17 protein-coding genes are annotated in these 20,996 nt (G+C 51.3%); 2 read left to right on the top strand and 15 right to left on the bottom strand.

From position 1 onward, the window contains the following. Positions 1 to 10: 10 nt before the first annotated feature. The 14 genes from murD to H8B09_RS04485 form a co-directional block, all read right to left on the bottom strand. Positions 11 to 1,465 (bottom strand): UDP-N-acetylmuramoyl-L-alanine--D-glutamate ligase, encoded by a 1,455-nt coding sequence (gene murD / locus H8B09_RS04550; protein WP_191202252.1) that lies wholly within the window; start codon positions 1,463 to 1,465, stop codon positions 11 to 13. A 228-nt stretch (positions 1,466 to 1,693) separates the two neighbouring features. Next, positions 1,694 to 2,656, bottom strand: a complete 963-nt coding sequence (mraY, locus tag H8B09_RS04545) for a phospho-N-acetylmuramoyl-pentapeptide-transferase (RefSeq protein ID WP_191202251.1) — start codon at positions 2,654 to 2,656, stop codon at positions 1,694 to 1,696. A gap of 14 nt (positions 2,657 to 2,670) precedes the next feature. After that, positions 2,671 to 4,101 (bottom strand): UDP-N-acetylmuramoyl-tripeptide--D-alanyl-D-alanine ligase, encoded by a 1,431-nt coding sequence (locus tag H8B09_RS04540; protein WP_191202250.1) that lies wholly within the window; start codon positions 4,099 to 4,101, stop codon positions 2,671 to 2,673. After that, positions 4,098 to 5,585, bottom strand: coding sequence for a UDP-N-acetylmuramoyl-L-alanyl-D-glutamate--2,6-diaminopimelate ligase (locus H8B09_RS04535; RefSeq protein WP_191202249.1), 1,488 nt, complete (start codon positions 5,583 to 5,585; stop codon positions 4,098 to 4,100). Before H8B09_RS04535 ends, H8B09_RS04540 begins: the two co-directional genes overlap by 4 nt. A gap of 106 nt (positions 5,586 to 5,691) precedes the next feature. Further along, on the bottom strand, positions 5,692 to 7,653 hold the full coding sequence (locus H8B09_RS04530; RefSeq protein ID WP_191202248.1) for a stage V sporulation protein D: 1,962 nt from the start codon (positions 7,651 to 7,653) through the stop codon (positions 5,692 to 5,694). A 185-nt stretch (positions 7,654 to 7,838) separates the two neighbouring features. After that, positions 7,839 to 10,073, bottom strand: a complete 2,235-nt coding sequence (locus tag H8B09_RS04525; protein WP_224753252.1) for a PASTA domain-containing penicillin-binding protein — start codon at positions 10,071 to 10,073, stop codon at positions 7,839 to 7,841. A 28-nt stretch (positions 10,074 to 10,101) separates the two neighbouring features. Next, positions 10,102 to 10,524 carry a cell division protein FtsL gene (gene ftsL / locus H8B09_RS04520; RefSeq protein WP_191202246.1) on the bottom strand — a complete coding sequence of 141 codons (423 nt, stop codon included), beginning with the start codon at positions 10,522 to 10,524 and terminating at the stop codon, positions 10,102 to 10,104. A gap of 108 nt (positions 10,525 to 10,632) precedes the next feature. Beyond that, the gene (rsmH, locus tag H8B09_RS04515; RefSeq protein WP_191202245.1) at positions 10,633 to 11,583 is read right to left on the bottom strand and encodes a 16S rRNA (cytosine(1402)-N(4))-methyltransferase RsmH; all 951 of its coding nucleotides are present in this window, start codon (positions 11,581 to 11,583) and stop codon (positions 10,633 to 10,635) included. Between the two features lie 47 nt (positions 11,584 to 11,630). Then, positions 11,631 to 12,068, bottom strand: coding sequence for a division/cell wall cluster transcriptional repressor MraZ (gene mraZ, locus H8B09_RS04510; protein WP_191202244.1), 438 nt, complete (start codon positions 12,066 to 12,068; stop codon positions 11,631 to 11,633). 468 nt (positions 12,069 to 12,536) lie between these two features. Continuing rightward, entirely contained in the window at positions 12,537 to 13,808 is a 1,272-nt protein-coding gene (locus tag H8B09_RS04505) for an adenosylhomocysteinase (protein ID WP_191202243.1), read from the bottom strand. A gap of 30 nt (positions 13,809 to 13,838) precedes the next feature. Further along, complete coding sequence (gene bshC / locus H8B09_RS04500) at positions 13,839 to 15,503, bottom strand: bacillithiol biosynthesis cysteine-adding enzyme BshC (RefSeq protein WP_191202242.1); 1,665 nt, start codon at positions 15,501 to 15,503, stop codon at positions 13,839 to 13,841. A gap of 206 nt (positions 15,504 to 15,709) precedes the next feature. Further along, positions 15,710 to 16,105: a DUF3397 domain-containing protein gene (locus H8B09_RS04495; protein ID WP_191202241.1), complete on the bottom strand. Its 396-nt coding sequence runs from the start codon at positions 16,103 to 16,105 to the stop codon at positions 15,710 to 15,712. Positions 16,106 to 16,132: 27 nt separating this feature from the next. Beyond that, on the bottom strand, positions 16,133 to 17,116 hold the full coding sequence (locus H8B09_RS04490; protein WP_191202240.1) for a ketopantoate reductase family protein: 984 nt from the start codon (positions 17,114 to 17,116) through the stop codon (positions 16,133 to 16,135). A 190-nt stretch (positions 17,117 to 17,306) separates the two neighbouring features. Then, on the bottom strand, positions 17,307 to 17,960 hold the full coding sequence (locus H8B09_RS04485) for an RsfA family transcriptional regulator (RefSeq protein ID WP_191202239.1): 654 nt from the start codon (positions 17,958 to 17,960) through the stop codon (positions 17,307 to 17,309). A gap of 317 nt (positions 17,961 to 18,277) precedes the next feature. Here H8B09_RS04485 and H8B09_RS04480 point away from each other — a divergent pair, with 317 nt between their 5' ends. Then, positions 18,278 to 18,514, top strand: coding sequence for a DUF2626 family protein (locus H8B09_RS04480; RefSeq protein ID WP_110046467.1), 237 nt, complete (start codon positions 18,278 to 18,280; stop codon positions 18,512 to 18,514). Positions 18,515 to 18,559: 45 nt separating this feature from the next. On the opposite strand, the gene H8B09_RS04475 is transcribed toward H8B09_RS04480, so the two are convergent. Beyond that, on the bottom strand, positions 18,560 to 19,780 hold the full coding sequence (locus H8B09_RS04475) for a class I SAM-dependent methyltransferase (protein ID WP_224753250.1): 1,221 nt from the start codon (positions 19,778 to 19,780) through the stop codon (positions 18,560 to 18,562). Positions 19,781 to 19,889: 109 nt separating this feature from the next. On the opposite strand from H8B09_RS04475, the gene H8B09_RS04470 reads away from it, so the two are divergent. Continuing rightward, a complete protein-coding gene (locus tag H8B09_RS04470) occupies positions 19,890 to 20,975 on the top strand; it encodes a hypothetical protein (protein ID WP_191202237.1) in 1,086 nt (361 codons plus the stop codon). Positions 20,976 to 20,996: the final 21 nt, after the last annotated feature.

The raw sequence follows: 20,996 nt of genomic DNA, 5'->3' as shown, positions 1-20,996 counted from the left end.
ATGCCCCCTATTACAAGGTATGCGCCGATTGTTTAAAAATGCGCCCGCGCTGCTCATAGGACTTAAACATGTCCCAACTTGCGCACGCAGGCGATAAAAGCACGACGTCGCCGGACTCTGCCAGCGCAGCCGCGCGCCGGACAGCCTCCTGCAATGTCGCATCGGCGTCCTCAACAGGTTCGACCGTTTCTACGGCTGCTAAACCTGCCAGCTCCGCCACATGCGCGAGCTTGCCCCTCGTCTCGCCAAGCGCGACAAGCGCCTTGAGTCCACCGAACCAAGGCTTCAGCTCCATATAGTCCGATCCGCGGTCAAGTCCGCCGGCTATCAGAACGACCTTATCCAGCGGGAACGACTTCAATCCCGTTATCGTTGCGACGGGGTTCGTCGCCTTGGAGTTATTATAGAAGGTTACACCATTGCGCTCGCATACAAGCTCGAGGCGATGTTCCACTCCGTGGAACGTACGCAGTGGCTCGCGAAGCGACTCGATAGGCGCACCAACTGTAATTGCCGCCGCAATCGCTGCCATTGCATTCGCAGCATTGTGCTTGCCGGGAATGCCCAGCTCAGCAACCGGTATAATCTCGGTGACTGTACCATTCCGATCGCGATAGATGATCGTACGAGCTACGTCATCAGCTGAAACCGCGGGCGCATCGCCGCCAGTGAATTCCGTTTCAGCTTGGTAAGGCGGTTCAATGTACATGCCATGCTCCAGCCGTTCGACTAGCGAGAACGGAAGCACTTGGCTTTGTACCTGCGAGGCTATCGCACGGCAGATCGGATCGTCCCAGTTCAGGATAGCCGTGTCTTCCTCCGTCTGATTAGCGAACAGCTTACTCTTCGAAGCAACATAGTCTTCCATGCCGCCATGATAGTCGAGATGCGTCTCTGCGACATTAAGCAGCAGCGCAACTCGCGGACGGAATGCAGTCGTGCCTTTGAGCTGGAAGCTGCTAAGCTCTGCAACAATCGTGTTCTCCGGAGTGGCCTGCTGAGCAGCTTCACAGAGCGGAGTTCCGATATTGCCGGCAACGATCGGATAGCTGCCTGCTGCCTCTAGCAGATCGCCAAGCCAAGTTGTCGTTGTCGTCTTCCCGTTAGAGCCTGTAATGCCAATCATCGGCGCAGGCGACAGCAGGTACGCAACCTCAACCTCGGTTACGATTTCTACGCCGTGCGCTTCCGCTTGTTGAACAGGGCTCGCGGTATACGGTATACCTGGATTTTTGACCAACAGCACAGTGTCTGCCGTCACGAAATCTTCTGGATGATAGCCGCAGATGACGGGAATGCCCAATGCCTCCAGCTCTGCTGCTTCCGGGCTTAATTCGCGTTCCTTCTTGTCGTTCACGACAACTTTCGCGCCAAGCGCATGAAACACTTTGGCAACGCTGACGCCGCTCTTCGCTAAACCAAGAACGGCGACGTGCTTATTGCGGTACATTGACGGATGATCCATAACAGTGACCTCTCTCTATTGTCAAATGCTGCAGCCAAGTTGAAGCGGCTATCGCCGTCCATGAAGTGGCGCAGTATGTTTCATTCCATTCCGGAAAAATCCAAGCCAGTATGTAGTAAATAAGGATACTTCCATGGATTTAATCTGAAAACGGCTTCGCCGTCCTCCCGACTAGCGAAAGGACGGCGCCGCTATCATAAACGTTACAAGCAATGAATCAGCTATATGCTAAAATGCTTTGCCTACAACAAGTCCGATGGCCGCCAGTATAAAGCCGACAACCCAGAACGTTGTCACAACACGCCATTCCGACCAACCGGACAGCTCGAAGTGATGGTGAATCGGACTCATTTTGAACACGCGCTTGCCTCTGAGCTTGAATGATGTTACTTGAATGATAACCGATAGCATCTCGAATACGAATACGCCGCCGACGATAATCAGAACAAGCTCCATCTTCGTCAACATTGCAACTGCGGCAAGACCGCCGCCGATGCCAAGCGATCCAGCGTCGCCCATGAATACTTTGGCAGGGTGCGCATTGAAGACAAGGAAGCCGAGCACTGCGCCAACCATAGCTGCCGAGAACACGACCGATTCATATTCATTGACGCTCAATGCGAGAATCGTGAATGCGCCGAACGCAATCGCGCTTGTACCTGCAAGCAGGCCGTCAAGTCCGTCCGTAAAGTTAACGGAGTTACTCGTAGCAAACATAATAATAACAACAAATACATAGTAGAACCAGCCAAGATCGAACGACCAGTGCGTGCCTGGGACGCCGATCGACGTATCGTGCCCCATCCGATGGAGCAGGATGCAGACGATAATGCTGAACAGCAGCTGTCCAGCGAGCTTCTGCTTAGCGGTAAGGCCTAGCGAACGTTTGAATACGATTTTAATATAATCATCTAAGAAGCCGACAAGCCCAAATCCGAGCGATGCGACGAGCAGCACCCAGAAGTCGTTCGTTTTATCCGCAAATTTCAGAAAGGCAAGCAGCAATGCCAGCATTATGATAATGCCGCCCATTGTTGGCGTGCCTTGTTTCTTCAAATGGCTTTGCGGGCCGTCCGTCCGAATCTGCTGCCCGAACTTCATGCGGCGCAGGAGCGGGATGAACAAAGGTCCCAATAGTACCGCTAGAAGAAATGAAGCTCCGATCGTAAGCAAAATGACCTTGATGTCCATTGTTTCACCCCCTGTCAGTTCTCCAAAGCTTGGACAACTTGCTCCATACGCATGCCTCGCGACCCTTTGACAAGCACGAGGTCATCGCTGCTAAGCTGCTCGCGCAGCCAAGCCGTCAGCTCTTCTTTATTCTCGAAATGTCGTACGTCTTCTGCACGGCCCGCTGCTGCGAATGCCTTCGAAGCTCCATCTGCAATATATTGCGCGAGTGTTCCGCATGTGAGCAGGGCATCCGCCTTTTCCGGTGTAACATAAGCGCCCACTCCGCGGTGCAGCTCTTCCTCTTCCGGTCCAAGCTCCAGCATATCCGAGAGTACGACCCATTTGCGGCGGTAACCGTCCAGTTCCTCGACCAGGTCAATCGCTGCACGAACCGCTGTTGGATTCGCATTGTATGCATCATTAAGCACTTTGGCGCCGTTGAACGCCGTTACAGGCTGAATTCGCATGCCCGTTAACGTTACCGAAGCCAATCCTTCACGGATCTGCCCAGCGGATACGCCAAACCGATGGGATACGGCAATGGCAGCAAGCGCATTGCTCACATTGTGAGCGCCTGGAACGGGTAGAAACACGCCCTGCAGCTGCTCCTGCTCCTCGTCTGAGAGCTGTGGAGATACAACATCGAACGTCGCGGAGTCCGCATTCAACGTAATGTTTGCTGCAGACCACAAGCAGTCTTCGCTGCTGCCGAATGGAACAAGTTCCGTTTGTTCCGGTAGTTCGATCTCAGCTAGACGTTCTCGTATGAGCGGTTCATCTCCGTTGAAGATTAGTGCGCCGCCAGGTCGAAGACCCGAGGCAATCTCCAGCTTCGCTTCCGCAATGCCAGCGCGCGAGCCGAGCTGCAGCATATGCGCATCGCCAATATTCGTAATGATTGCCGCATCCGGCGAAGCGATGTTCGTCAGCAGTTCAATCTCGCCGAAGTCGCTCATGCCCATCTCCAGCACAGCTGTTTCCGTCGACTCATCCAGCTGAAGCAGCGTTAACGGAACGCCGATATGGTTGTTCAGGTTGCCTTCTGTTTTATGCACGCGAAATGCGGTGCCGAGCACCGCTGCGGTCAAATCCTTCGTCGTTGTTTTGCCATTGCTGCCTGTAATGCCGACGATGCGAACATTCAACTGCTCGCGGTAAGAAGCGGCCAACCGTTGCAGTGCAGATAGCGTGTCCGCTACGAGAATGATTGGAGCATCAGCAAGCTCATCCGGAATTGGAATGCCTTCCTCCCACAGAGAGGCTGCCGCTCCCGCGGCGAGTGTCTGCGCCGTATAATCATGTCCGTCGAACCGTTCCCCGATGAGCGGTACATACAATTGTCCTGGCTGCATCTCACGTGAGTCCCGCGTGATGCCATGAATGACAATGTTCGAATCCCGTTCTCCGTGCGCCAATGTTCCACCGCACATGTCGGCGACTTGACCTAAATTTCGTTTAATCACTTGTTCGTTCCCCTTATCGCTTCTTCCGCCACGATCCGATCATCGAAAGTGAGCGTTTCACCGCCGATTAATTGATACGTTTCATGACCTTTCCCCGCAATCAATACTACATCGCCCGGGCTTGCCATTTCAACCGCTTTTTCAATCGCCGTGCGGCGATCCTCGATGAGCATGTAACGATCAGTTGCAACGTTATCCGCCTTGAGACCTTCTTCAATATCGAGCAGTATCGATTGTGGTTCTTCAAGGCGTGGATTATCGCTTGTAATGACACATACGTCTGCATATTGTGCGGCGATGCGGCCCATGATCGGCCGTTTCGTACGGTCGCGATTGCCACCGCAGCCGAATACGCAGATGATGCGGCCTTCAGCGAACTCCGAAACGGTACGGAGCACGTTCTCTAGCCCATCAGGCGTATGCGCGTAGTCGACAATAACAGCGAACTGTTGTCCAGCGTCTACCGATTCTACCCGCCCTGGGACGCCAGGCAGCGCTTCGAGACTTCGTTTGATCGTATCGAGAGATACGCCTTCGAGCAAAGCTGCCGACGCTGCAGCTAACGCATTATAGACATTGAACTTGCCAACCATTCGAATGACGATATCCGCACTTCCTGCGAACGTATCCAGCCTGAACGCCGTACCTCTGGACGAGATGCGAATACCGCTCGCGTGCACGTCTGCTTCGGATTCGATTCCATATGTAAACGTCTCAGCTGCCGTTAATTTCGCGAAGGTTGCAGATGCAGGATCATCGGCATTCAGCACCGCATAGCTGCGTTCTCCTCCCGCATCGCTGAACTCATTGCCGAGCCGTGCGAACAGCAGTCCCTTCGCAGCTGCATACTGCTCCATCGTCTCATGGTAATCGAGGTGATCCTGCGTTAAGTTCGTAAAGACAGCAGTACGGAATCGGGTGCCGAGGACACGGCCTTGATCCAGCGCATGCGAGGATACTTCCATCGCGCAAACATCTACATTGGCATTCGCCATATCCGCTAGCATTTGCTGCAGCTCCAATGCGCCTGGCGTCGTACCGGACATCGGCACCGTGTTGCCTGCATAACGCGTCTCGATCGTACCAATGACTCCTGCGTTCTTGCCTGCTTCCGTCATAATCTTCTCGATCAAATACGTCGTTGTCGTCTTTCCGTTCGTACCCGTCACACCAATAAGACGAAGCTTCCGGCTTGGGTGATCGTAGAAACGATCTGCAATGATCGCCATTGCCGTCCGGCTGTTCTTCACAATCAGCTGCGGCAGCGGAATATCAAGCTTTCGCTCTACGATGAGCGCTGTGGCGCCATTCTCATAAGCTTTGGGCGCATAATCATGGCCGTCATCCTTGAAACCGGGAACGCAAATGAACAGCGAGCCCGGCCTAGCTGTGCGCGAGTCGTTCTCAATTGCTGTTATCTCAACACTGCCATCGCCTTCGAGACGAGCAGTTGCAAGCCAGCCTGCAATCTCATTCAATTTCATTGGTGCATCCCCTCCATTCATTATTATTCCATTATGATCGATCTTGCCGGATTTTCAACCATCGGTTTCTTGCAATTCCTTCCTCAAGCAGCCGCAAGCATATCTTCTATTCATGATCATGGCCATCATTCGATGTCTCTGGAAGATTCTCTTCGCTGCCCAGATAGATACGGATCGTCGAACCTTTCTCAACCCGCGTGCCTGCCGATGGCGCTTGGCGAATGACCGTTTGCCCCGTGCCTGCCGAGCTAAGGTTGAAGTTCATATTCATATCTTCATACAGATCCGACACCGTCTTGCCTACAAGATTCGGTACAGTGACAATCTTGTTCTCATCAATCTTATACTTCTTATCGACCTGCTGCGTTCTTGGCGGAATCCCCAAATAATGAAGCGAATCATCCAAAATGTTGCGAACTATCGGCGCGGCTACGACGCCGCCGAATTGGATCCCTTGCGGATTATCGACCGCGAGATAGACCACGATCTGCGGATCGTCCGCAGGAGCGAAACCAACGAACGATACGATATGCTCGTTCGGCGAGTAACGGCCGTTTATTACCTTTTGCGCCGTACCGGTCTTGCCTCCTACCCGATAGCCGTCAATAAAGGCATTACCGCCTGTACCCTGTGCAACGACAGTCTCCAGCGCTTCTCTCACCTGCTTAGAGGTCGATTCGCTAATCACTTGGCGTACTGCTTCCGGCTCGATCGATTCAACCGTCTCGCCCGTATCGGGATTAATCCATCCCTTGGCAATGTGCGGCTTATATAATGTACCCCCATTTATCGCAGCTGCAACAGCTGTAATCTGTTGAATTGGCGTAACGGACACCCCTTGACCGAATGCCGTCGTCGCCAGCTCGACAGGACCAACTTGGCTGAGCTTGAACAGAATGCCGTTTTCTTCGCCATTAATATCGATGCCCGTCTTCGAGCCGAAGCCGAATTTGCGAATGTAATCAAACAGCGTTTCTTTGCCAAGACGTTGGCCAAGCGTTACGAATCCGGGGTTGCAAGAATTCTGTACAACTTCAAGGAAGGTCTGGCTTCCATGTCCGCCCTTCTTCCAGCAGCGGAGCCTTGCGCCGCCAACCTCAACCGCGCCTGGGTCGAAGAATCGCTCATTGAGCAGATCCACCTTCTTCTCTTCGATCGCGGCTGCTAACGTAATAATTTTGAACGTCGAACCAGGCTCGTACGTCATCCATACTGGCAGATTGCGGTCATACACTTCCTTTGGGACTTCCCGGTACTGGTCCGGCTGGAACGTCGGCCTGCTGGCCATGCCCAGTATTTCGCCGTTATTCGGGTTCATTGCGATTGCGATAATATGATCCGGATGCAGCCTCGCTACCGCTTGATCCATCTCCCGCTCCATAATCGTCTGAATCTGTTTATCGAGGGTCAACTGCAGGCTAAGCCCGTCCTTCGGAGCATTATACGTGTCTCCTGAGCCAGGCATCAGATTACCCGCAGCATCAGAGAGATAAGCGACGCTGCCCGGAATCCCTTTCAAGAACTGATCGTACTTCGCTTCTACACCCGTCAGACCTTGATTGTCGATACCGGTAAAACCAAGCACATGTGCAGCAAGACTACCGAACGGATAGTATCGCTTGTTGTCCTCACCGATCATAATACCCGGAAGTGCCAGCGCCCTAACCTCTTGCGCTTTCTCCAACGTTACTTTGCGTCCTTCCGGCGTAAGCTTGACGATGGAAGCCTTCTTCTGGAGCAACGGCAGCAGCTTCAACTCGGACATGCCAAGCACCGGCGCCAGCGTACGTGCCGTTGCCGCCTTGTCCTTAATTTGAACAGGAACTGCCCAGATGGTAGGCGAGCTAATATTATAGGCCAGACGTACACCGTTGCGATCCAAAATCTCTCCCCGCTTGGCGGTAAACGGCACTTCCCGACGCCATGAATCCTCAGCCTTAGCGGCCAGCTCCTCGCCCTTCCACAGCTGCACGTATGCCAAACGCCCGATAAGCCCGAAAAAAGCGATGATGCCAACAAGGAGCGCCGCAAACAGGCGTCTGCGTACGGTTACGTTCGATACTTTCATTCCTTCGCTTCCTCCTCCCGATCACAGCGAGGTGCGTCTCATAATACGTGTTCACAAAGTTCTTGAACAACTTCTTATAGGGACAGACTGTACGCCGCTTACAGCCATCGTATTCAGGAGGTCCAAGCAATAGAACAAGCCCGCGCCCATATGAGCGCGGACTGCTTCATCAAACAGTAAACTCGCTAATCGTTCGGCTCGCTGCTAGACCCTTTCGATTTATCGTCGGAAGAGCCTTTGTCCGATGTTCCTTCATTCGAATTCGGATCATCTGGCGCAAGCACCAGCTTTAATACACGGATGCCATTCTTCTTCTCTATCGCCTGAGACACGACATAACCTTCGCCCTCTGTAATAGTGCGAATGCCGAGCAGCGTGCTGAATTCCATCGCATCGCGTAACGATAAACCTTTCAGATCCGGCACCGTTAATTGATCCCGCTTCTCGGTAATCAGATAGACCTGCTGCGACAGCGGAACGACAGAACCCGCACGGGGAATTTGCTGCAATACTTCCTTGCCCTTGCCCACCGTCTCCGATGTCAGCTCCAGGTCCTTCAGCTTCAAGCTTGCTGTCGCTGGCGGCTTGCCCACGAGATCAGGCACAGTCGCTGTAGGCGGCTTATTATTTCCTGCTTGCTCAGCCTTCAGTTGCGCTTCCTGCTCCGCTGTCAGTTGAGGCTTCACGCCGAGCCGACGCAGACTCTGCTGAACGATTTCTTTGAACACCGGCGCAGCCGCTGTACCGCCGCCGACATATTTGTCATTGGGTTCGTCAATGACGACGTAGACGAGAATCTTCGGATTGTCGACCGGTGCGAAGCCGATAAACGAAACGACAAACCTGTCAGACGAATAGCCGCCTTTGCCGTTTCTGAGCGTATTGTCCCACTTCTGTGCCGTACCGGTCTTACCCGCAACACGATAACCTTCAATATATGCATTCTTACCCGTACCGATCTTCTGGTCCGATACGACCTGTTCGAGGTACTCGCGAACTTTGCGTGAAGTATCTTCCGAGATCACTTGACGCACGACCGTAGGCTTACGCACCTCGACCTTGCCTGTTACCGGATCTTCGATCTGCTTAATGATTTGAGGCTTCATCAGCTTGCCGCCGTTAGCGACTGCCGAGACGGCTGCGACCTGCTGAATCGGTGTAACAGATACACCTTGACCGAACGTTGCAGTTGCAATCTCACTCGCGTAATGGAACTTGATCGAACCAACAAGTTCGCCAGGAAGCTCAATACCCGTCTTTGCACCAAATCCGAAATTCGTAATGTAGCTGCGAAGTTTCTCCTCGCCGAGGCCCTCGTAACCGAGATGAACAAACGCGACGTTACTCGACCGTTTCAATCCTTCTAAGTAACTGATTTCACCCCAGCCATCCCGCTTGATGTCCCGAATCGTTACGTCTGCTACCCGAATGCGCCCTGACATATACGTAGCTTTCGGATCGAATATCCCTTCCTGCACAGCCCCCGCCAACGTTACAATCTTGAATGTTGAACCTGGCTCATACAACGAACGAACGGCATGGTTATAGAACCCGCTAGGATCCTGCGTCGAATAAGTATTCGGATTGGCAGACGGAAGATTCGCAAGTCCCAGAATCTCCATCGTATTCGGATCGACTGCGATAGCCGTAATGCTCTTCGGCGTATACTTGTCATAGGCTTTCTGAATCGCTTGCACGACATAGTTCTGAATCTCATTATCGATGGTGAGCGTAATATTGCTGCCATCACGCGAAGGCTTATAGTCAACTTGTCCGCCATCGAGCTGAATCCGATTGCCGTCCTTCTGATATTTGCGATAGCCGTCTTCGCCTCTAAGCGTACTGTCGAAGAAGGACTCCAAGCCGTATTTCGCATTTCCGTCCTTATCAACATAACCTAGTATCTGCGCTGCTAGTGAACCTTTCGGATAATAACGTTTCGATTCATTAATCAAATAAATGCCGACATCAACGCTGCGCGTCTCATCCTCAAGCTCCTGCTTGAACGCTGCGATCTTATCTCCAAGCGCGGTATCAATCTTCCAGCCATTCGGATGAATCTCGCGTTGCGCATAAAGTACGCCATCTTCATTCTTGGCCGTTGCGATCTTCCGCATGTCCGATTCTTTCATCTTCAGCAGTTCTGTCAGCTTCGTAATAACTTTATCGGTAATGCCAAGCTTATCAAGCTGCTTCGGGCTGACGGCAACGGTATAAGCCCTGACATCCATTGCCAGCGCATTGCCATTACGGTCCAATATTTCGCCGCGTTTAGCCGTTAGATGCTCTGAGGCAGACCAGTAGCTCTCCGCATTCGAAAGCCAGAAATCCGCTTTGACAACCTGTACCCAATACAAACGACCAATGAGAATAACAAAAAAGAGGGTAATCAGCCCTCCGATTAAAAATATAACTCTCAATCTTATTCTTCTGATCATAGTCACTCACCTAGTCTTTCAATGCAAGGTCCGTCTCGTCGCTCGGCTTCGTCACTTTGATCACGTTGCTATCTTCTGAATCTGTTGCTTGGTAGCCAAGTTTATTCTGCGAGTAGTCCCTAATTCGCTTCGGATCCTTCAGCGTCTCAACCTGCGTCTGCAAATCCTGAATCTGCGCATTCATCTTCGACTGCTCTTTCGTGATCTGCATTACTTCATATTTCATCTGATAGACTTCCGCGTAACGATAAATGACAGCCCCCATCACGAGCACGACCGCAATGATCGTGAACATATAGAGCAGCTTCTCCTTCATCGGCAGCGTACGCTTCACCACTACGGTTCGTTTTGTTTCCCGGACAACCTGCCGCTGCCGCTGTTCCTGCTGCTTCTTCTTCGGCTGCAAAGCCAGATTGCCATTCGTATAGGCCATGATGATCCCCCTCTCGTTAATGCGCCGCGCATGACACGACTTGATGATCTATGTTTTATTGCTGGATGTACGTAGTTAGTTGGCTCCTTATGCGGCAAGCAGAGGAGACTATAGCTTCTCTGCTACCCTTAGCTTTGCGGAACGGGCACGCGGATTCGCTTCCAGCTCTTCTTCGCTCGGTAAGATCGGTTTACGATTAACCAGCTTAAGCGTCCCCTTGCCGCCGCATACGCACAGCGGAAAATCTGGCGGACAGGTGCACTTCTCCACATACTTGGTAAACGTCTGCTTGCAGATTCGATCCTCAAGCGAGTGGAAGGTAATAACCGAAGCTCGTCCGCCTGGCTTCAAGCAGCGAACTGCCTGCTCCAGTGCATCCTCTTCTGCGCCTAGCTCATCGTTGACGGCAATGCGCAGCGCCTGGAACGTCCGTTTCGCAGGATGACCGCCTGTACGGCGGGCTGCTGCTGGAATACCTGCCTTGATGAGTTCAACAAGCTCGCCTGTCGTCTCAATCGGAGCATTCGCTCTTGCGGCGATAATTTCACGGGCAATCTTGCGCGCAAACTTCTCTTCGCCATATTCAAGCAAGACGCGGGCGATATCCCGCTCATCCCAAGTATTCACGATGTCGCCTGCTGTGAGTGCGATACCGCGGTCCATCCGCATATCGAGCGGCGCGTCATGATTGTAGCTGAAGCCGCGTTCCGCTTCGTCTAACTGTGGGCTCGAAACGCCAAGGTCGAACAAAATGCCATCCACCTGCGGAATGCCATCCTTCTCCGGCACACCACACTCGCGCAAACATTGCTCGAGGTAGCGGAAATTGCTCTTCACGAGCGTTACTTGCTCCATGAACGGCGCAAGTCTGACACGTGCGTTGTCGTGCGCCCAATCATCTTGATCGAAGGCGATTAACCTTCCACCTTTGCCCAACTTAGCTGCAATGCCAGAGCTATGACCCGCTCCTCCGAGCGTACAGTCGACATAAATACCATCCGGCTTAATGGCCAATCCATCAATCGCCTCGTCCATGAGCACTGTTACATGTTGAAACACACGGTCAACCTCCCATTCCTGCTGTCGATTCTAGCTGTCTCTACCTATCAAAAGTTAATATCGAAATCAACAAGCTTCTCTGCAATTTCATTAAATGCTTGTTCAGACTGCTCATAGTAGCCTGCCCAAGTCTCTTTGCTCCAAATCTCCACCCGGCTGGATACGCCGAGAACCATACATTCTTTATCCAGCTTGGCATATTCGCATAAGTGTTTCGGCAAATTTACCCTTCCCTGTTTGTCCAACTCGCATTCGGTTGCACCAGAGAAGAAAAACCGGGTAAAAGCACGTGCGTCAGACTTCATGAGTGGAAGCGCCTTAAGCTTCTGCTCCAGCACACTCCACTCGCTCATTGGATAAATGAACAAACAGTTATCCAGACCGCGCGTAACAATAAAGGTGTCGCCTAGAGCTTCACGGAATTTAGATGGGATGGTCAGACGGCCTTTGTCATCGATGCTATGCTGATGCTCGCCCATGAACACGTCCGCCCCACTCCTTCCCCTTTATCCTCCACAACGCCCCACTTTTCTCCACTAAGTCACACTTATTCGCCACCTAAAATAAAAATCCTTCTACTTGCCATCGATTATTAAAATAATTTTATGATATAAATTATCGTGCTTCCCGCCTCCCAAAGCCCGATATTACGGGATTTCTCCCCACTCACCCTCCAAATCAAACAAAAAAAGTGGTTGCGCAGGTCCCAACCTGCACAACCACTTCCTATTCAGCGGCCACCCACAGCAACCGCCCCACTCTCTACCACTTCAAGACGCAGCGCGTCTTCCAAGCGAGATCTCCACTTCTCCCCACTTCAAGGCGAAGCGCGTTCTTCAAGCGAAGTCTCCCAAGTTTCCAACCCCAGCGATTAGCGGGAGCGAATCTTTCGGCGACAGCGAAGAACATTTGCCTGCGGAGCGTTTCAGTTCTGAGCACCAGCCCATTATTTTTTACTCGTGCGACGTCCAGCTATCCAGATAAGCCTTCTGCTCATCGCTCAGCTTATCGATAGCAATGCCAAGGGCTTCGAGTTTCAGACGCGCAACCTGCTCGTCGAGTTCATAAGGCACGTTAGCAACTTTGCGGCCAATCGCTTCGTATTGCTCGTTCACATAACGAAGTGCAACGGCTTGCAGCGCAAACGTCATATCCATAATTTCCGCCGGGTGTCCGTCGCCTGCTGCGAGGTTAACAAGACGGCCTTCTGCAAGCAGATAGATGCTGCGTCCGTCCTTCAGCTGATATTCCTCGATGTTGCGGCGTACCGTACGAATATTCGAAGAAAGAGCCGCAAGCTCCGGTTTGTTTACTTCGATATCGAAGTGTCCTGCATTGGACAGAATCGCGCCGTTCTTCATCACTTCGTAGTGCTCGCCGCGGATAACGTCACGGTTGCCCGTTACCGTTACGAAGATATCACCTGCTCGAGCAGCGTCCATCATCGACATAACAGCGAAGCCATCCATATATGCTTCAACAGCTTTGATCGCATCGATCTCGGTAACGATAACATTAGCGCCAAGACCTTTGGCACGCATCGCTACCCCTTTACCGCACCAGCCATAACCAACAACAACAACCGTCTTGCCTGCAACGACAAGGTTCGTCGTCCGGTTGATGCCGTCGAATACCGATTGACCCGTACCGTAACGGTTGTCGAACAAATGCTTGCAGTATGCATCGTTAACCGCAACCATCGGGAATTGCAGAGCATCCTGCTTCTCGAGCGCTTTCAGGCGGATAATGCCCGTCGTCGTCTCTTCGGCGCCGCCGCGAATCGTCGACAGGAGATCCTGCCGCTCCGAGTGAAGAATCGTCACAAGATCGCCGCCGTCGTCAATAATCAGATCCGGTTTCGTCTCGAGCGCTTTGATCATCAGCTCTTTGTATTCCTTCGGTTCTGGATTGTATTTAGCGAATACGCTAACGCCGTCCTCAACGAGCGCTGCACATACGTCATCCTGCGTGGACAATGGATTGCTTCCCGTAATCGTTACTTCAGCGCCGCCTGCTTTTACAACCTTCGCAAGATACGCTGTCTTCGCCTCAAGATGAAGGGCAATCGTAACTTTCAAGCCTTTGAATGGCTGATCGCGCTCGAATTGCTCGCGGATGCGGTTCAGCACGGGCATGTGGGCGCTAACCCAATCGATCTTCAGATGGCCCTCTGGCGCCAGCGACATATCCGCTACAATACTCGTTTGCTTCGAATCAATACTCATGTACATCTCTACCTTTCATTCGATAATGAATTACAAATATATAACGCGATGTCCGCCATTCGGATCATATGGCAGTTCTTGCAGACGTTTCAGCCAGTCTAATCCGTAACGGTTCCAATAAGCTGTCATATTCAATGCGCGTTCCTGCGGTTTGCCCGCTGGCCATATAGCCAAGCCGATCCGCTCCCAATGGCGAAGGGACGCTTCATGACTTTTGCGGAACGCGTCCGCTGTCTTCGATTCCAAATAGCTGATTTGCTCAATGATCTTGCTCATATTCGTCTGACCCAATTTCTCCAGTCCAGCCTGCACCTCTGCAGCGAGCGCCACCAGCGGCGTGTACAACTGCTCGAACTGATCCCTGGCGTGGCCGAACTTCGCAGCAATGTCGTAACGATCCTGCGCAGTGAGCCATGCCTGCTTCTTCTCCTCGAAGCGTGCCACGACATCATCGAACGTCAACTCATACTTCAACATATGCTTGGCAATCGTTCCTTCGACTAAGGTAAACGACATGCGAGGTGCAAGGATAGGCATCTCCATTCCAAAATGACGGAACGCTCCGCCTAACTGCGCCCAGTACGCAATCTCACCGGGTCCAAGCACAGCAGCCAGCACCGGCAGCACATAATCCTGCATGATCGGCCGCGTCAGTACATTGTTGCTAAGCTGCTCCGGTTTCGTCTCTGCCAATCCAAGCAGCTGCTCCCGGCTCCAGCTCGACTCTCCTTTGCGATCGGTAAACCCGCTTCCATCCTCGCGCTTGTACAGAAGCACACGCTCGTCCTTCAAGCCGAACTCGTCATTCTCAGGACGGAACAAGAACAAATTCGCACAACCTGGCGTGTAAGTCGCCTGTGCCCGGTAACCCAGCTCAGTCAGTTTGGCCGATGCATTGCTGTACGTATCGCCAAGCGGCTCCTGCTCATTAAGGATACGACAGAACATTGGTGCTTCAAGCGCTCGAAGCTGTTTATCGTCTGCATCCATCAGGACAAGTCCTTCACTGCCGAACAGCGTCATAATGAGATATGCGAATGATTCGCTCAAGGTGCTGCTGCTTGCCGAGATCGACCGCAGCTTATCGAGCAGCGCTTCTTTGAACTCAGAGCCAGGAAGCGTAGCCGCGAGCTCTTCAATCGCAGCTTCCCATGTCTCTGCTGACACAGGCGTTCGGCTGACCGATGTGCGAGGGCCTTCTGGTCTTGCAATCGACAGCTTGCGGAGTCCTTGATCCGTTACCGCCATCACATGATTCGCTTCATCCCAATCATGATCTTCGCCCGCAATCCAGAATACTGGCACAACGGCACGACCAAGAACCGAAGAAGCGTGTTTAGCTGCGGATATCACCGATACTGCTTTGTGGATCACGAGCAGTGGGCCTGTCCATAATCCAGCCTGCTGACCGCCAACAACAACAAGCGCGCCATCACCAAGCGCATCGATATTGGCCGCCACTTCCGAGGTCATGCCGTAACGCGAGTTATAAGCACGAAGCACACCTGCGATTTCCACGGATGATGCACGCTTGCTGACCGAACGGTCAAGATATTGCGCACGATTGCGCCAAGCTTCCTCCGAAGACGGATGACCGCTGTGAAACAGCTCGCCAAGACGTTGATCCGATTGCTGCGCATAAGCTTCACTCAACGGCTGTGAACCCGGAAGCTCGTAAAATTCAGTAGATGTCATATCCCATTTCAACCTCGATCCGCATCATATTCAGCAGCTCGTACGAACCGCACTGTATGCATAAAGTCATCATGAATGTACGATGTTAAAAGTTAACTTATTCATTGTACACAATGGAGCCTTGCAGCGTCAAAGCTCATAAATTCATGGGAATGAAAAAGCCACCCTGCACTTATGCCGGATGGCCGCCTTCCTATCCTATTGATCTACATCGGAAGCAGCAGCACCTTGCCAATTCCGATAAACATAAACAACACGTACAAAACACTCATAAACAAAAAACCGATTCGCCATACCGCCCGAAACACTTTCTTAGAATCCACTGCACCCCGCTTGCGGAACTGCATATTGCCAATAAAGCCGCCAAGCAGCAGCAGTACAAGTACAATCAAGTAGAAGCCGAAGCTGCCGCCGAATATATTGTTAAATAATACAGCTACACAACCTACCAGTAATACGGTCGTCACGTCCATCGCTAGCATGAACGCTTTCTTCCTATCGTTAGCGAAAGATCCATAGCCCCAATAAATGAGAGCGAACGGAATGACTGGTATGACTGCAAGAAATGCATACACTTGCCGAACGCTTTCCCATAGCCACATACCCGCCGCCTCCTTCAATGTACAGTGTTATTTCATTGCATTCACCAGCAGTGCAACGGAAGCATTCACGGGTGCCTCAAGCCCATACTGCGCTGCCAAACGGCAAACGCTGCCGTTAATCCATTCAATCTCCGTCTGCCGCCCTGCCCGAACATCTGCGAGCATGGACGATACGTTCTCCGATGTGCGCTCGCAAACTTGCAGCACCTGCTGCCAGCGATCTTCATCGCCAGTCATACCTGCCGCAACAAGCACATGAAAAGTCTCATCATACAACGCCCGCATTAGCGAAGCACGACGAGGATGCTGCGGAAGTTCGCCGTTGCGAACGTCAAACAGTGCGGTTAAAGGATTAATAACGGCATTCACGAGCAATTTCTGAAAAATACGATTATTCATCTCTTTCGACAACTCTGATGTAATTCCTGCTAATGAAAACGCATTCAATAACATTTTATGCCGTATTTCTTGCTCAGACTGCTTCATTCGTTCATTTAGCCCGTCATCGCTCGCCGATTTTTGTCTCAAATCGTTAAACGCATCCCCAATTGCAATCATACCTTCGCCGGTATGTTCAACCGTCCTCGGCCCATGCCGCAGCGCGCCTTCCGTCGTAACGCCTGTCAGCACGTAAGCATGCGGGACAGCTTGAACCAACTTCTCCACATGTCCAATCCCATTCTGTAAACCAATGACTAGCGCGTTCGGATCAGCCAGCTTACCAACCTGCTCCAGAAGAGCAGCTGTTAATTGCGTCTGCTTGACCGCAAGCAGGATGATCTGTTCCGAATCATCCATCTGCGGCAACTTGCGGCTGCATTCCTGCAGCGGGAAAGCATCTACATCAGCAACTCGGATGACTCCCTGCCTCACCAGCTCTATCCCATCGTCTGCAAGCCGCTCTGCTTGCTCTGCTGTTCTCGTCCATATCGTGACAGGATAACCTGCCAGAGCAAGTCTACCCCCATATAGCAATCCAATTGCGCCGCCGCCTATGATATCAAATCTCATGAAACACATCCTTCTTTATCGGTAGTTCAAAAAATACGCTTTTGATCATGATTTTGAACTCAAACCTATATATAGTAGTAATCAGTTTTATGTACGAGTAAGGTTTGTCCAGCCTACTGGACAATTTTAACGCAAAAACGCCCTCCGCATCTACTCATGCGAGGGCGTCTGCTATAGCTGATCCATTCGGTTATTCGATGCGCTCCAAGTTGCCGTTAGCATCCATTTTGAACCGAGGTTTCAGTTCATCTTCTTCATTTAATACTGCTAGTCTGCGAGCGCGATCCATAATCTGAATCAACGTTTTGTAGTCATCGTTAACGGTCCGATAATCCGTCTGTGCATTCGTGACTTCACTGTTGAGCCGGTGATTCTCAGATCGCAGCTCGGAAAGCTCTTCATCGCGGTCGAGCAAATCCTTCTCCAGCAGCTTTACTTGGCGTTGAAGCTCTTGATAGGCGCCACGCCATTGCCGCAAGAATCGGATAATACCGTCTATCGTAATGCTTTCCTCAGAGATTACATCCTGCTTGAATGACTTCGTGTCCTCATCCACAATGGTGAGGGATGAAACATGCGGTGCAGCTGCAACAGAAGACGATTGTTTCTTCAAATAATTGCGCTTCTGTCTATGCTGCTTAGCGATCTGAATCGCTTCCTCATAGCGTTTGCGAACACAGCTGTTCCAACGGAATCCGCAAGCTGCAGAGGTTCTTCCGATCCGCTCTCCGACCTCTTCGAAGGCAGCAAGTTGTGTACTGCCCTCTCGAATATGTCGCAGCGTTACCTCCGCAAGAATGATATCGTCGTCTGGACTCCAAGCATCTTGTCTGACTGCTGTCATGCTACCCAAACCTCCTAACGTTAAAGGCGCTTAATTATCTCTATGCCCTTGGTAGATTTCATAGAATCTATCGGATACTAATTTATATATCCATTTTTTTATAAGCTCATACATGTTCGGCAACGATTGTGTGCAAACTATAGGTGCAAGCTGTCCAAATGATTCAAATGTACCGAATGTTACCCTCTTACTGGAGACACTTTCTTGGATTTGAAAAAGTTTTCTGGTTTGTCACTGATTCAGGTTTACACTGCTTGTACGTAACGTTATAATTGGCAATAGAAAAAAAGGTCGAATCGAAGAGAGGGGGATGGAGAATGGCACGCATGTTTCGCGTTCTTGGCTTTTGGTGTTTCGTCATTGGCCTGATGTCGTTTGCAGGGGACATGACCGAAATGTCGCTCTTGTTCTTCATGCAAGCCGCCGCGTTCATCTTACTCGGCTATTTGAACTTCTCGGAACGTACATACATACTCATGTTCTGGGGCTACATGGTGTTCTCGTTTGTCGGATTCAGCTACTGGACCGTATTTAAGATGGGTCTCCCATTCTAATACACATCAAACGATCGATACCGCAGCACAAGAAAACAACCGGAATCATACCGATTCCGGTTGTTTTTGTATGCGCTCTATTCGAAAATCGCCTTTGGTCAGAATGATGATCTTGAACGTCTCGCTCATTCCGTCTGACAGCAGCAACTGCCGAATCGCTCGATTGCGCTTCGCCGTCTCGCTGAACGGGTCTCGATCCTGGTGACTGCGCAGCAGGTCAAGAATACCTTGATCAATTAGAAATTGCAGCTGCGTCGTCTCTTCAGCAGCCGTCCACCCTGCTTGCTCCGCCGCTCTCCTGAGCGCCGTAAAATTAACATGTGCGGTAATATCCTGTCCGCCAGGGGAGATGAACGGATCATCATGAGCAAGATGCTGTTTATAGCATAGCAACGTCCCGTACATCCGATATGCTGCACGATACTCCTCTGCTCGATGTCCATAATCGATAAGAATCAGCATCCCGCTCCGTACGATTCCGCCAATCATAGCAAGCCAATGCTCCGCGGCAAGATTCACTTCCGTCTCCTGCCCTTCGACCATCGGAATTCCGTCTGCTTCAATAGATCGCGCAATTACATTCGACGATAGCGGCATGTGAGCCCATTGAAATCGGATGCCATCTTCACGCTCTGATAGGCTTACACCCAGCTCCATCAGCATTCCGCCACGTTTAACGACTCGATGAACAGGCATCGCATCGATCAGCTCATTCGCCGCAATAATGAAATGACGGTTCTCAGCGATCGTTCCAAGCGTCTCTATCGCTTCTTCTGAGCTACTGTAAGAAACCGAATTAATTTCTACTCCACTCGCATTCTGATGTAAGGTTTCAATACGATGACGCGCCGCTTGCAGATGAGCCGGATGATCATCAACCACTTTATAATCAACCTGCCGCAGCCACTCTGAATGCTCTTCCACCCAGGCTCCCAGCATCTGCGCGGTCATGGCTCCCGTACCTGCACCCCATTCAACGATTACACTTTCGCCTTTATTCCCTGCTGCAGCACGCTGAATGTAACGCGCCAACATATGCCCCATTATGCCTCCAATAGCTCCACTCGTATAGAAGTCGCCCTCCCGACCCGTTCGAACGTTGCCACTCCGATAGTAGCCCTCTTGCTCGTCATATAAACACAATTCCATATATCGACTGAAAGTAATCGCCTTGCACGCCTCACCTTCAGCTGTCCTCGCATGTAATCCTTCCGAATCTATAGTTTCGGCTATACGATTAATCAATCGATGCTTCAGCATGTCCATTCTGCTGCCACTCCTTGCTTGATTCAGATATAATAGGAGAAATGAACGCATACAGTAATGCTAGGCTTGACTACATTCGCTGACGCTTACGATAAGGAGGAATCCTAGCATGATCGCCTGGATTCAACGTACGAGTATAGCTGCAATTGCAGCAGCTCTACTCTTGTTCGAGACGGTCGGCACTGCCTCAGCCCTAACCCCTGATGATGTAGAGATTCAACAACTGCTAGAGAAAAGCCTGTCAGTCGTTGAAATCGATAAAGAAATATCGCGTGTGCAGCAGGAACAGGCCCAGCAGCAAACGATACTTGCCGCTACGCAAACTCGCATCGATCAACAAGAGCAGCAGCTCGCCGATCAGCGCGAGGAGACCGGCCGAATTCTCCGCTCCTACTATATGGGCGAGCGGGACTGGCTGTTGAAGGCGCTACTCTCCTTCCACTCACTGCAAGAATGGATCAAGCTGCTGGACTATATCGATATTATTTTCTCGCGGGACCGTACGTTAATGACGCAATATGCAGAGCAAGCCCGCTCGCTCCGCCATGAATACGAAGAGCAGTCGGAGCAGCAGCGCAAGCTGCATCAAGCGGAAGAGGATTTATTGAAACAGCGTGACCGAGTCGCTCAGCTTCAGAAGGAAATGAACATTACGCTAGAGGGGAGATCCGATGCCGACAAGCTTAGATTGCTAATGAATGAGCTTAACACTTACTGGAACAATGTCGGCGTACGCGAGGTTCGCACGTATTTTCAAGCGCTGTCGGAAGCGATGGATCATTTGCCCGATTGGGCGCAGAAGAACAAGGAGTATCTGGAGATCAACGGCTTCAATTATAAGCTGAGGATTCCGGAGGATGCACTCAATGATTTTCTCCGTGAGCAAAATGAGATATTCAACGTATTCGCGTTTCATTTCAAGGATGGACAAGTGATTGCGAGCGGCTCGCGGGACGGCATATCAATCGAGGTTATTGGCACTTATACCGTCGAATCTGATCCGAAGAACCATATCCAATTTCATATTAATTCGCTCAAATTCAACGGCATTCCGCTGCCGGATACGACAAGACAGGAGTTGGAGCAAACGTTCGATCTTAGTTTCTATCCGCAGCAGATCCTTAAGTTTCTTACGGCAAAAGATGTCTCCATTAGTGATGGTGAGCTTGTCGTTTCGCTCGCTGTGAAATTCTAACGTTACTTCGATATGTCTGAC

The sequence above is a fragment of the Paenibacillus terricola genome (assembly GCF_014779765.1).
Classification (GTDB): Bacteria; Bacillota; Bacilli; order Paenibacillales; family Paenibacillaceae; genus Paenibacillus_T; species Paenibacillus_T terricola.
The sequence above is the reverse complement of the archived record's forward strand: the minus strand, read 5'-3'. Positions and strand labels throughout refer to the sequence as shown.